Source organism: Streptomyces triticisoli, from assembly GCF_003270085.1.
In the GTDB taxonomy this organism is placed as follows: Bacteria; Actinomycetota; Actinomycetes; order Streptomycetales; family Streptomycetaceae; genus Streptomyces; species Streptomyces triticisoli.
This window is the reverse complement of sequence record NZ_QFDQ01000079.1, coordinates 1-13014: the sequence shown is the minus strand read 5'-3', so window position 1 is coordinate 13014 and position 13014 is coordinate 1. Positions and strand designations below refer to the sequence as shown.

The window sequence follows — 13014 nt, the reverse complement described above, 5'->3', positions numbered from 1 at the left end:
TCTCCTGGAGGAGGGGATTCCTACGGCTCGCGCCGTGGGGTTTCCTGCTTCGTCGCCGACTGCCCGCCCGGAGTGCTCCGTTGAGGTCTTACACCGGCTCCACAGGCCGACACCGCCAGCCCGGCGGCCAGAAGGTTGTGCGCCGCGTTCACGTCGCGGTCATGGGTGACGCCGCAGCCCTCGCACGTCCAGGTACGGACGCTGAGCGGCATCTTGTCCTGCAGCCTTCCGCAATTCGAGCACAGTTTGGAGGAGGGAAACCAGCGGTCGACCGCGATTACCTCGCGCCCGTACCACTGGGCCTTGTACTCCAGCAGGCTCCGGAACTCGCTCCACGCCGCGTCACTGATGGCACGGGCGAGCCTGCCGTTCTTCAACAGGTTCCGAACGGTGAGGTCCTCGATCACGATCGTTTGGTTTTCACGAACGAGCCGAGTGGTGAGCTTGTGCAGGTGGTCACGCCTGCGGTCGGTGATGCGGGCGTGGACGCGGGCGACTTTACGGCGGGCCTTGGCCCGGTTCGCGGAGCCCTTGGCCTTGCGGGACAACTCTCGCTGGGCCTTGGCGAGGCGGGTGCGGTCGCGTCGCTCGTGCCGGGGGTTGGCGATCTTCTCCCCGGTGGACAGGGTGAGCAGGTGGTCGAGTCCGGCGTCCACGCCGACCGCGCTGCCGTTGCCGGGGAGCGGCTGCACGCCGGGGTCCTCCACCAGCAGGGACACGTACCAGCGGCCGGCCGCGTCCTGGGAGACGGTCACCGTGGACGGCTGCGCACCCCCCGGCAGCGGCCGGGACCACACGATGTCCAGCGGCTCCATCATCTTCGCCAGGGTCAGCCGGCCATCAGAAAAGCGGAACGCGCTGGTGGTGTACTCGGCAGACCTGCGGGACTTCTTCCGCGACTTGAACCGTGGGTACTTGGCCCGCTTGCCGAAGAAGTTCGTGAACGCCACCTGCAGATGACGCAGGGCCTGCTGGAGCGGGACGGAGGAGACCTCGTTGAGGTACGCGAGTTCCTCGGTCTTCTTCCACGCCGTGAGCATCGCGGAGGTGGCGTTGTAATTGATCCGCTCGGCTCGCAGCGTCCACGCCTCGGTGCGGGCCGCGAGCGCCAGGTTGTAGACCTTCCGCACGCACCCGAACGTGCGCGACAGCTCTGCTGCCTGCGCATCGGTCGGATAGAAGCGGTACTTGAACGCCCGCTTCACACGAATGGCCATGCCTCACAAAATACCGCATCAGCTTGTGACCCCCTGCAAGTCCGCGCAGGTGGACGTCGATCCGCCCTGGCAGCGAACCGGCTTTCCCTGCCCTGCTCCGCAGGAGCCCGATTTCTCCCCCGCCTGAAAGGCGGGGGTTTCCTCGGAGGATCCCGATGACGGCCCCCACTACGCCCGTCCCCACCCCCGTGGAGGAAGAGGACCTGCCCCACCCCAAGGACACCGACGACCCCTTCGACCACGACGCCCTGCCCGCTCCCCCGGGCGCCACGGCCGCCCTGCTGCGCTCCCTCCTCGCGCCCATGAAGGCCCGCGTGGCCGGCACCACGCTCGTACTGCTGCTCCAGCAGGCGGCGGTCCAGGCGGGCCCGCTGCTGGTGGCGTACGCGATCGACACCGCCGTACCGGCGTTCCGCGACCACGACCACGGGCCGCTGATCGCGGTGGCCGTCGGCTACCTGCTGTGCGCGCTCGCCTCCGGCGCACTGCAGTGGGTGTTCATCGCCGCCGCGGCGCGGGTCAACCAGGACGTGCTGCTGGACCTGCGCGGCCGTATCTTCCGCCACGCCCAGGCGCTCAGCGTCGACTTCCACGAGCGCTACACCTCCGGCCGGCTCATCTCCCGCTCCACCACGGACGTCGAGTCGCTGCGCGAGCTGCTCGACGAGGGCCTCCAGGAGCTGGTCACGGTCGTCCTGTCCTTCGTCTGCATCTCGGCGATGCTGCTGTGGCTGGACCTGGGCATGGGCGCGGTCGCGGTGGCCTCCTTCGTGCCGCTGTACCTGCTGGTCCGGCTCTACCGGCGGCGCGCGGGGCGGGTGTTCCGGGAGCGGTCCACGGCGATCGCCGCGGTGATCGTGAAGTTCGTGGAGACGATGAACGGCATCCGGCCGGTGCGCGCCTTCCGCCGCGAGGCCGCCAACGACGCCGACTTCCGTGTCCTCAACCGGCGCCACGAGCGGACGAACGGCGACGCGCTCCTGGAGATGGCCCGCTATGTCGTCGGCTCCCGCCTGGTGGCCAACACGGCGGTCGCGGGGATCGTGCTGTGGGGCGCCCACCGGGTGGCGGACGGCTCGCTGGAGCTGGGTGTGCTGGCGGCGGCCGTGCTGTATCTGCGCCGGCTGTACGACCCGATCGACCGGCTCGGCATGTTCCTCAACTCCTACCAGTCGGCGGCGGCCTCGCTGGAGAAGATCGCGGGTCTGCTGGCCCAGACCCCGTCGGTCCCGGAGCCGTCGAAGCCCCGGCAGCTCCCGGCACCCGAGTCGGACCTGCCCGGCCGCGAAGTGGTCTTCGACGACGTCCGCTTCGACTACCGCACGGGCGGCGAGGTGCTGCCCCGCTTCGACCTGACCCTCCAGGCCGGCCAGACCGTCGCCGTGGTCGGCTCCACCGGCGCGGGCAAGTCGACCCTGGCCAAGCTGCTGGCCCGCTTCTACGACCCGAGCGGCGGCCGTGTGCTGCTGGACGGCGTCGACCTGCGCGAGCTCGCCGTTCCCGAGCTGCGGCGCGGGGTCGTCATGGTGACGCAGGAGGCGTTCCTGTTCTCCGGCACGGTCGCCGAGAACATCGCCGTCGGCCGCCCGGACGCGACCCGCGAGGAGATCGAGCGGGCCGCGAAGGCGATCGGCGCCCACGACTTCATCAGTGCCCTGCCCGACGGCTACGACACGGACGTGCGCAAGCGGGGCGGCCGTATCTCCGCGGGCCAGCGCCAGCTGGTCTCCTTCGCCCGGGCGTTGCTCGCCGACCCGTCCGTGCTGATCCTCGACGAGGCCACCAGCTCGCTCGACATCCCGGGCGAACAGGCCGTGCAGCGCGCGATGGCCACGGTCCTGCGGGGCCGTACGGCCGTGGTGATCGCGCACCGGCTGTCCACGGTGGAGATCGCCGACCGGGTGCTGGTCATGGAGCACGGCCGGATCGTGGAGGACGGCCCACCGGCCGACCTCGTCGCCGGCACGGGCCGCTTCGCGAACCTGCACCGGGCGTGGCGGGACAGCCTGGCCTGACGACCGGACGGAAACGGGGAGAGCAGTGATCGACGCGTACGAGGACCCGGGCACGCCCGACCGCCGGGGCGGCTGGCGGTACCTGTGGTGGCTGGTGACGCGCCAGCCGGGCCGGTCCGCGGCCGGGGCGGTGCTGGCCAGCGTCTGGATGGTGCTGATGGCGGCGACGCCGTACCTGATGGCCCGGGCGATCGACGACGGCCTGCAGCCGGGGAACACGGCCGCGCTGGCGGGCTGGACCGCTGCCCTGGTGTCGGTCGGGGCGTTCAACGCCTGGGTGAGCGTCATGCGGCACCGCACGATGACCCGGCTGCGGATGGACGCCAACTTCCGCACGGTCAAGGTCGTCGTCGACCACGTGGTCCGCCTCGGCGCCGCGCTGCCCCGCCGGGTGGGGGCCGGTGAGGTCGTCACGATCGGCGTCGGCGACGTCCAGACCATCAGCCAGTGCCTGACCGTGGTCGGCCCGGGGGTGGGCGCGGTCGTCGTCTACGGGGTCGTGGCGGGGCTGCTGCTGTCGGTCTCGGTACCGCTGGCGGTCGTCGTCCTGCTGGGGGTGCCGCTGATCGCGGTGCTCGTCGGGCCGCTGATGCGCCGGCTGCAGGGCGCGGAGGGCGAGTACCGGGAGCGGCAGGGGGTGCTGACCGCGCGGATCGGTGACCTCGCGGGCGGGCTGCGCGTGCTCAACGGGCTGGGCGGGAAAGGGCTGTTCGCGGATGCCTTCCGCCGGGACTCGCAGCGGCTGCGGGCGCAGGGCTACAGGGTGGGCGCCGTGACCAGTTGGATGCAGGCGCTCGGGGTGGGGTTGCCGACGCTGTTCCTGGCCGTGGTGACCTGGCTGGCGGCGCGGCTGGCCGCCGAGGGGCGGATCACCGTGGGCGAGCTGGTGTCGGTGTACGGCTACGTGGCGGTCCTGGTCGGGCCGGTGGCGTTCTTCATCGAGTGCGGCTACCAGCTCAGCCGTGGCGTGGTGGCCGCCCGCCGGGTGGTGGGGCTGTTGCGGGTGGAGCCGGACGAGGACACCGGAGCGCGGGACGCCCCGGCCGGGCCCTCGGTGCTGTACGACCCCGAGTCCGGGGTCCGGGTGGCGCCGGGGCGGCTGACCGCGCTGGTGTGCGCCCGCCCCGCCGAGGCGGCGGCGGTGGTCGACCGTCTGGGCCGCTACGAGCCGTCGGCGGCCACGTGGGGCGGGGTCCGGCTGGACGAGATCGAGCTGTCCGCCGTACGGGAGCGGATCCTGGTCGCCGACAACGAGGCCGATCTGTTCGCCGGGACCCTGCGGGAGCTGGTGTGCGGGCGCCGGGACCGTGCGGACGCCGACGTGGCACGGGCGGTGCGCGCGGCCGTCGCCGACGACATCGTGCAGGGGCTGCCGGACGGGCTCGACTCGGCCGTGTCCGCGCAGGGCCGCAGCCTGTCCGGCGGTCAGCGGCAGCGGGTCCGGCTGGCGCGGGCGCTGCTGGCCGACCCGGAGGTGCTGCTGGCGGTGGAGCCGACCTCGGCGCTCGACGCGCACACCGAGGCCGCGGTCGCGGACCGGCTGCGCCGGGCGCGCGACGGCCGTACGACGGTCGTCACCACCACCTCCCCGCTGGTGCTGGCCCGCGCCGACACCGTCCACTACCTGGTCGACGGCAAGGTCGTGGCCGGCGGCAGCCACCGCGAACTCCTCGACGCCGAGCCGGGCTACCGGGCACTGGTGGCACGCGACACCGCGGACACCACGGACACCGTCCGGACCCTCACCGCAGAGGAGGCCGTGCGATGACCACTCAGGTTCCGGGGCGGCTGCCGGTCGCCGAACCCGCGGACGTACGACGAGCGGCGGTACGGCTGGTCCGGGCCGACGGGCGGGCCTTCACGGCCGTCCTGCTGCTGAACGTGCTCGCCGCGGGCGCCGGTCTGGCCGGTCCGTGGCTGCTCGGCCGGATCATCGACCACGTCCGGGCCGGGGGCGGGGTCGGTGCCGTGGACCGGATGGCGCTCGCCATCGTGGTGTGCGCGCTGGCGCAGTTGCTGCTGGAGCGCTGGGCGCGGTACGTGGGGCACCGTTTCGGCGAACGCACGCTGGCCCGGGTGCGCGAGAAGTTCGTCGACCGGGCGCTCGGGCTGCCCGCGTCGGTGGTGGAGCGGGCCGGCACCGGTGACCTGACCACGCGGGGCACCGCCGACGTGGCCACCGTGGGCACCACGCTGCGGGACGTGGGGCCCGAGTTCCTCGTGTGCGTGGTGCAGGCGCTGTTCGTGCTGGTCGCGGTGTTCGCGCTGGACCCGCTGCTCGGCGCCGTCGGGGTGCTCACGCTGACCCCGATCTGGTGGGCGCTGCGCTGGTACCTGCGCCGGGCACGGGACGGCTACCTCGCCGAGGGCGCGGCCACCTCCGAGGTCGCCGAGATCCTCGCGGCGACCGCGTCCGGGGCCCGTACGGTCGAGGCGTTCCGCCTGTCCGGGCAGCGCGTCGCGGCGAGCCGGGACGCTCTGGACACCTCCCGGCGCACCCGTCTGTACACGCTGTTCCTGCGCAGTGTGTTCTTCCCGGCGGTCGAGGTGTCGTACATCCTCCCGGTGGCCGGGGTGCTGCTGGTGGGCGGCGTCCTGCACGCGCGGGGCGCGGTGAGTCTGGGTGCGGTGGTGGCCGCGGCGCTGTACCTGCGGCAGTTCACCGAGCCGCTGGACCAGATCCTGATGCACGTGGAGCAACTGCAGAGCAGCGGCGCGTCGTTCGCCCGCGTGGAAGGCCTGGTCCGCGCCCCGCGTTCCGCCCCGGCCGGCTCCCCCGCCTCCGCTCCCTCCCCCGCGGACGACCGCATCGACGTGACCGGGGTGCGTTACGCCTACGAGCGCGGCGGCGAGGTGCTGCGCGGGGTGGACCTGACCGTGCGGCCCGGCGAACGGCTGGCCGTGGTGGGCCCGTCCGGCGCCGGCAAGACGACGCTGAGCAGGCTCCTGGCGGGCGTCGACGCGCCGACCGCGGGCTCGGTCACGGTGGGCGGCGTGCCCGTGGCCGGCCTGGAGCCGGAGCGGCTGCGCCGCCAGGTCGTCCTGGTCACCCAGGAGCATCACGTGTTCCTCGGCACTGTCCGCGACAACCTGCGCATCGCCGATCCCACGGCCACGGACGAGCAGGTGTGGTCGGCGCTGGCGGCGGTCGGCGCCGACACCTGGGTACGGGACCTGCCGGACGCCCTGGACACCGAACTGGGCACCTCCGCCCACCGCACCGACGGCTCCCAGGCCCAGCAACTCGCCCTCGCCCGCGTGGTCCTGGCCGACCCGCACACCCTGATCCTGGACGAGGCCACGGCGCTACTCGACCCCACCACGGCCCGCCACACCGAACGCGCCCTCGCCGCCGTCCTCCAGGACCGCACGGTGATCGCCATCGCCCACCGCCTCCACACCGCCCATGACGCCGACCGCGTCGCCGTCATGGAGGACGGCCGCCTGACCGAACTCGGCACCCACGACGACCTGGTGGCGTCCAAAGGGGCGTACGCGGCGCTGTGGCACACGTGGCACGGGAACGGGAACGGGAACGGGACAGCACCTTCCGGCGGCGAACGACGGCCCTGAGCCTGCTGTCAACTTCGCCACTTTTCACCGGACTTGGCAGAAGATTCAGCACACCTGGCCCGTATATCGAACATGAACATCCGGACATCGAACGGTTTTCGGCCATTTTCTGACGCCTCCTGAAGGGGCGGCACTGGCGACGGCTCGCACGACACCGGCCTCGAGCCCTGAAAACAGCCCGCCCAAGTGCAGTCCCGGCGGTCCCGCGATCCCAGGACGGCATCCGCCCATGATCCCGAGATATTCGGCCGCCCGCCGGCTTTCGGCCAACATCACTTCGGGCGGCTGACATGTACGCGTCCTTGGTGCCACTCTTCCTCCACCCGCCGCACGAGCACAGCACCCTCACCACCGCTCCGGCCCGGCATCCCCACGCCGGCCGGACGCCCCCACATAAGGAGCTTGTGTGACTCCCCGCCTCTCGCGTCACAAGCGCACCACTCTGGCCCTCGCCACCGCTGTCGCGGCCGGAGCCCTCCTCAGCACTGCTCTGGGCACCAGTGCCTCGGCCCAGACCCCGGCCGACTCCACCGGCGTGGCACCCCTCGCCGCCGCCCCCGTCCTGCTCTCCGACACGGCCCGCGCCTCCCTGATCCAGCAGGCGCAGACCGACGCCTCCGACACGGCCCGGGAGATAGGCCTCGGCGCCCAGGAGAAGCTGGTCGTCAGAGACGTCGTCAAGGACGCCGACGGCACGGTGCACACCCGCTACGAGCGCACCTACGCCGGACTGCCCGTCCTCGGCGGCGACCTGGTCGTCCACACCTCCAAGGCCGGCAAGACCCAGGGCGTCACCAGAGCCACCAAGGCCACCCTCAAGGTGGCCACGCTCACGCCGAAGATCGCCGCCGCCAAGGCCGAGAAGCAGGCGCTGACCCTCGCCAAGGACGCCGGCTCGGAGAACACCGCCCCCGACCAGGCCCCGCGCAAGGTCATCTGGGCGGGCGACGGCAAGCCGGTCCTCGCCTACGAGACGGTCGTCGGCGGCCTCCAGGACGACGGCACCCCGAACGAGCTGCACGTCATCACCGACGCCGCCACCGGCGAGAAGCTCCACGAGTACCAGGGCGTGCACACCGGCACCGGCAGGACCCTGTACTCGGGCACCGTCAACCTCTCCACCACCCTGTCGGGGTCGACGTACCAGTTGTACGACACCACGCGCGGCGGCCACAGGACGTACAACCTGGCCCGCGGCACCTCCGGCACCGGCACGCTGTTCACCGACGCGGACGACGTGTGGGGCACCGGCACCGCCTCCAGCTCCAGCACCGACCAGACGGCCGCCGCCGACGCCGCCTACGGCGCCCAGGTCACCTGGGACTTCTACAAGAACACCTTCGGCCGCAACGGCATCAAGAACAACGGCGTGGCCGCCTACTCGCGGGTCCACTACGGCAACAACTACGTCAACGCCTTCTGGTCCGACAGCTGCTTCTGCATGACCTACGGCGACGGCGCGGGCAACGTCAAGCCGCTGACCTCCCTGGACGTGGCCGGCCACGAGATGAGCCACGGCCTCACCTCCAACACCGCGCGCCTGGTCTACTCGGGCGAGTCCGGCGGCCTCAACGAGGCCACCTCCGACATCTTCGGCACCGGCGCGGAGTTCTACGCCAACAACGCCAACGACCCCGGTGACTACCTCATCGGCGAGAAGATCGACATCCGCGGCAACGGCACCCCGCTGCGCTACATGGACCGGCCCAGCAAGGACGGCGTCTCCGTCGACTACTGGTCCTCCGGCGTGGGCAGCAAGGACGTGCACCACTCGTCCGGCATCGCGAACCACTTCTTCTTCCTCCTCGCGGAGGGCAGCGGCGCGAAGACGATCAACGGCGTCAGCTACAACTCGCCGACGTACAACGGCTCCACGATCACTGGCATCGGCCGCGCCAAGGCGCTGCAGATCTGGTACAAGGCGCTGACCACGTACATGACGTCCACCACCAACTACAAGGGCGCCCGCACGGCGACCCTGAACGCGGCGGCGGCGCTGTACGGCTCCGGCAGCACCGAGTACAGCAGGGTGGCGGCGGCCTGGGCCGCGGTCAACGTCAACTGAATGTCCGGTGGTTGACGGGCGCGGCCCCCGGGAGGAAGCCCCTCCCGGGGGCCGCCCTACGCTTGGGTCCATGTCTACGGAGGACTTCACCTACGCGGAGGTCGGCGCGACCCGCGAGCAGGGCCACTGCCCGCCCGGCTTCCGCTCCCTGCACATGCGCACACGCATCGGCGAGGGCGAGGAGGTGTTCCGACGGGCGTCCGAGGCGGTGCTGACGTGGGAGATGCACCGGGCTCTCGGCCTGGGCATCGAGGCGAGTGCCGAGCGTGCGGCGCCCGGTGTCGACGTCACCCTCAGTGTCGCCGGGATCGTCAGGGCACCGTGCCGGGTGGTCTGGACGACCGAGGAAGCGCGCCGCGTCGGCTGGGCCTACGGCACGCTGCCCGGCCATCCGGAGTCCGGTGAGGAGGCCTTCGTGGTGGACCGCACGGGGGACGGCACGGTGTGGCTGACGGTCACCGCGTTCAGCCGGCCGGCGAGGTGGTACACCCGGGCGGCGGGACCGGCCGCCCGGGGGTTCCAGCACGCGTACGTCCGCCGCTGCGGCGTGGTGCTGCGGAGGCTGTGCGCCGGTGTACCGGAGCCGTGACCGCGGGGTGGGCGCGGCTACCGCAGTAGTACGCCTGCTTCCTCTCCCGCTTCCTCCGACGGGACCGTCACCAGGCCCAGTTCCGTGGGGGAGGCCAGGAAGGGGTTGGCGGGGAGGACGCGGACCGTGTAGCCGTAGGGGCCGGTGCGGTCCAGGGAGAGGGGGCCCTCGTAGACCCAGCGGCCGTCGGGGGTGGGGGCGCCCGTGGATTTCAGGGGGACGGCGGTGGCGTCGGTGATGCGGTCCTCCTCGTCCACCCGGCCCGAGACCGCCTGCACCTCCACGTCGTCCGGGCCGAGGCTGCCCAGGCCCACGCGCACCCGCAGACCGAGGGTGGTGCCGAGCTCGGCGGTGGCCGTGAATGGAGGTCCCCCCGTGCGTTCAGCCACGGGGGAGGAGGTCTCCACGTGGTCCACCGTCACCTCGTGCCAGGCGCCGCGCACCCGCGCCTTCCACTCCGCGAGCTCGCGTGCCGCGTCCGGGGCCAGGGCTCGGTGGGCGTCGGCGGCGGGGGCGTAGAGCCGCTCGACGTACTCGCGGACCATGCGGCCCGCCAGAACCTTCGGGCCGAGCAGGGTCAGGGTCTGGCGGACCATCTCGATCCACCGGTCGGGCAGCCCGTCCCGGCCCTCCTCGTAGAAGCGGGGCGCGACCCGCTGCTCCAGCAGGTCGTACAGTGCGGCGGCCTCCAGGTCGTCGCGGTGGTCGGGGTCGTAGCCGGCACCGTCCGCGGTCGGGATGGCCCAGCCGAAGTCGGGCTGGTACCACTCGTCCCACCAGCCGTCCAGGACGGAGAGGTTGAGGCAGCCGTTGAGCGCGGCCTTCATGCCGGAGGTGCCGCACGCCTCCAGCGGCCGGAGCGGGTTGTTCAGCCAGACGTCGCAGCCGTGGTAGAGCTTCTGCGCCATCGCCATGCCGTAGTCCGGCAGGAAGACGATCCGGTGGCGGACCCGCGGGTCGTCGGCGAAGCGGACCAGCTCCTGGATGAGCCGCTTGCCCCCGTCGTCGGCCGGGTGCGCCTTGCCCGCGACCACGATCTGGACCGGCCGCTCGGGGTGCAGGAGGAGGTCCATCAGCCGGTCTCGGTCGCGCAGCATCAGCGTCAGACGCTTGTACGACGGCACCCGGCGCGCGAAGCCGATCGTCAGCACGTCGGGGTCGAGCACGCCGTCGATCCAGCCCAGCTCGGCCGCGCCCGCGCCGCGCTGCCGCCAGGAGGCCCGCAGCCGGCTGCGCACCTCGGTGACCAGCTGTTCGCGCAGGTCGCGGCGGAGGTCCCAGATGTCCTGGTCGGAGATGTCGGCGACGGCGTCCCAGCGTTCGGAGCCGCCCGTGGTCAGCGCGTCCTCGGTGCGGTGGGCGCCGATCTGCCGGGCACCGAGCCGGAAGACCTCGGGGGCCATCCAGGTCGGGGCGTGCACGCCGTTGGTGACGGAGGTGATCGGCACCTCCTCGGGGTCGAATCCCGGCCACAGTCCGGCGAACATCTCCCGGCTGACCGTTCCGTGCAGCAGCGAGACGCCGTTGGCGCGCTGGGCCAGCCTGAGGCCCATCACGGCCATGTTGAACAGGCTCGGCTCGCCGCCCGGGTACGTCTCCATGCCCAGCCGGAGAATCCGCTCGACGTCGATGCGCGGCAGCTCGGCGTCGGGCCCGAAGTGGCGGGCGACCAGCTCCCGGTCGAAGCGGTCGATGCCGGCCGGGACGGGTGTGTGCGTGGTGAAGACCGTGCCCGCGCGCACCGACTCCAGTGCCGCGTCGAAGTCCAGCCCCTGGTCGTCGCACAGCTCGGCGATGCGCTCCAGGCCGAGGAAGCCCGCGTGGCCCTCGTTGGTGTGGAACACCTCGGGGCCGGGGTGGCCGGTGAGCCCGCAGTACGTCCGTACCGCCCGCACCCCTCCTATGCCCAGCAGCATCTCCTGCAGCAGCCGGTGCTCGCTGCCGCCGCCGTAGAGCCGGTCGGTCACCCCGCGCTCGCCGAGGTCGTTCTCCTCGACGTCGGAGTCCAGCATCAGCAGCGGAATCCGGCCGACCTGGGCCACCCAGATCCGGGCGTGCAGGGCCCTGCCGCCGGGCAGCGCCAGCGAGACCCGCGCCGGGGTGCCGTCGGCCTCCTTCAGCGGGGTGACGGGCAGCTCGTTGGGGTCGAGGACCGGGTAGTGCTCCTGCTGCCAGCCGTCCCGGGACAGGCTCTGCCGGAAGTAGCCGTGCCGGTACAGCAGCCCGACCCCGATCAGGGGTACGCCGAGGTCGCTGGCCGCCTTCAGGTGGTCGCCGGCGAGGATGCCGAGGCCGCCGGAGTACTGCGGCAGCGCGGCCGTGACGCCGAACTCGGGTGAGAAGTACGCGATGGCGGCGGGCAGGCCCTCCGGCCGGCCCTGGTACCAGCGGTCGCCGGTCACGTAGTCGTGCAGGTCGTCGGCGACGGCGGTCAGCCGGCGCAGGAAGCGGCGGTCCTCGGCCAGCTCGGCCAGCCGCGCGGAACGTACGCTGCCGAGCAGGCGTACGGGGTCGCCGCCCGAGGAGGCCCAGCGCTCGGGGTCGACGGACTGGAAGAGGTCACGGGTCTCGGCGTGCCAGGACCAGCGCAGGTTGCGGGCCAGCTCACTGAGCGGGCGCAGGGGCTCGGGGAGAACGGGACGGACGGTGAACCGACGGATCGCCTTCACTTGCCACCTCGGCGCGTTCGCTGGATGGACGCACTGCGCTGTGCGCCCCGTCACTGAAAACCGTACCGGTCCGGGAGCGGGCCCCGCTGGGTGTGGACACCGCCGGGCGCCGCCGTGCCCGGAACGGATCGGGCCGGAGCCCGTAACGGACCGGTCCGCGCCCGCAACGGACCGGGCCGGGTCTTGTGTGTCGACATACGCGCGAGTAGTTAACAAAGTGCCGGATTGCTCACCCGAATAGGGTGGGAAGGCTCCTCCGGTACACCCGACAGGCAGACCACGCAGACAGACCACACAGACAGACCACACAGGTAGACCACGCAGGACCCACCTCCCCACAGACATCCGCCCACACCCTCGTTGACGCGGACAGGAGCGGTCATGCCCGCCAAGCACCACTCGGCAGCACCACCGACAACCAGTACGAGCAGCACAAGCGGGGCCCCCGGCAGGTCCGGCGCCGACGCGCCACCCGGGGACCGCCCCCACGCCCCCGGCCGACGGAGCGCACCGCCGTCGGAGCGGTCCTCCTGGAGCGGCACCACCGCCGTCGGCCGGATCCCCGTCCTCGACGTCCGCCCGGTCGTCCAGCACGGCCGCAGGCCCGCCAAGGCGGTGACCGGGGAGTCGTTCCAGATCTCGCACAGATCAAGATTCCCGCCGGGCAGGACACCGGTCTCGTCCTGGAGGAGGGCGCACGCCTGTACGAGCGGGCCGCCGCCGGGGTGCCGGAGGACGACGGCCGGGACGTGATCCTGGCCGCCGTGGCGGACCTGCGCGACGAGAACCAGTCGGCCGCCACCCGTCTGGCGGGGGCGTTGACGCCGGAGGTGGAGGCGGTGCTGGCCCGGCATCCGCTGCGGGAGCTGGTCACCGCCTCCGCGCC

7 protein-coding genes and 1 pseudogene are annotated in these 13014 nt (G+C 72.3%); 6 read left to right on the top strand and 2 right to left on the bottom strand.

Annotated elements, in window-relative coordinates:
* Positions 1-20: 20 nt before the first annotated feature.
* Positions 21-1217 carry an RNA-guided endonuclease InsQ/TnpB family protein gene (locus DEP02_RS14220; RefSeq protein ID WP_112467689.1) on the bottom strand — a complete coding sequence of 399 codons (1197 nt, stop codon included), beginning with the start codon at positions 1215-1217 and terminating at the stop codon, positions 21-23.
* Between the two features lie 155 nt (positions 1218-1372).
* Between DEP02_RS14220 and DEP02_RS14215 the strand changes: the two genes are divergently transcribed.
* The 5 genes from DEP02_RS14215 to DEP02_RS14195 all read left to right on the top strand — a co-directional run bounded on the left by DEP02_RS14215 (position 1373) and on the right by DEP02_RS14195 (position 9459).
* Positions 1373-3232, top strand: coding sequence for an ABC transporter ATP-binding protein (locus tag DEP02_RS14215; protein ID WP_112467688.1), 1860 nt, complete (start codon positions 1373-1375; stop codon positions 3230-3232).
* Positions 3233-3257: 25 nt separating this feature from the next.
* A complete protein-coding gene (locus tag DEP02_RS14210; RefSeq protein ID WP_112467687.1) occupies positions 3258-5000 on the top strand; it encodes an ABC transporter transmembrane domain-containing protein in 1743 nt (580 codons plus the stop codon).
* A complete protein-coding gene (locus DEP02_RS14205) occupies positions 4997-6805 on the top strand; it encodes an ABC transporter ATP-binding protein (protein ID WP_112467686.1) in 1809 nt (602 codons plus the stop codon). The genes DEP02_RS14210 and DEP02_RS14205 overlap by 4 nt, the downstream gene beginning before the upstream one ends.
* 406 nt (positions 6806-7211) lie before the next feature.
* Complete coding sequence (locus tag DEP02_RS14200; RefSeq protein ID WP_112467685.1) at positions 7212-8870, top strand: M4 family metallopeptidase; 1659 nt, start codon at positions 7212-7214, stop codon at positions 8868-8870.
* 70 nt (positions 8871-8940) lie between these two features.
* Positions 8941-9459 carry a DUF1990 domain-containing protein gene (locus DEP02_RS14195; protein WP_112467684.1) on the top strand — a complete coding sequence of 173 codons (519 nt, stop codon included), beginning with the start codon at positions 8941-8943 and terminating at the stop codon, positions 9457-9459.
* 17 nt (positions 9460-9476) lie between these two features.
* On the opposite strand, the gene DEP02_RS14190 is transcribed toward DEP02_RS14195, so the two are convergent.
* Positions 9477-12128 (bottom strand): glycosyltransferase family 1 protein, encoded by a 2652-nt coding sequence (locus DEP02_RS14190; protein ID WP_112467683.1) that lies wholly within the window; start codon positions 12126-12128, stop codon positions 9477-9479.
* Between the two features lie 381 nt (positions 12129-12509).
* Between DEP02_RS14190 and DEP02_RS14185 the strand changes: the two are divergent.
* Positions 12510-13014: pseudogene (locus tag DEP02_RS14185) on the top strand (maltotransferase domain-containing protein); the annotation flags it as partial.

Bases quoted from the DNA above. Each gene is read 5' to 3' on its own strand.
- DEP02_RS14220 (WP_112467689.1), bottom strand. From the start codon at position 1,217: ATGGCCATTCGTGTGAAGCGGGCGTTCAAGTACCGCTTCTATCCGACC.
- DEP02_RS14215 (WP_112467688.1), top strand. From the start codon at position 1,373: ATGACGGCCCCCACTACGCCCGTCCCCACCCCCGTGGAGGAAGAGGAC.
- DEP02_RS14205 (WP_112467686.1), top strand. From the start codon at position 4,997: ATGACCACTCAGGTTCCGGGGCGGCTGCCGGTCGCCGAACCCGCGGAC.
- DEP02_RS14195 (WP_112467684.1), top strand. From the start codon at position 8,941: ATGTCTACGGAGGACTTCACCTACGCGGAGGTCGGCGCGACCCGCGAG.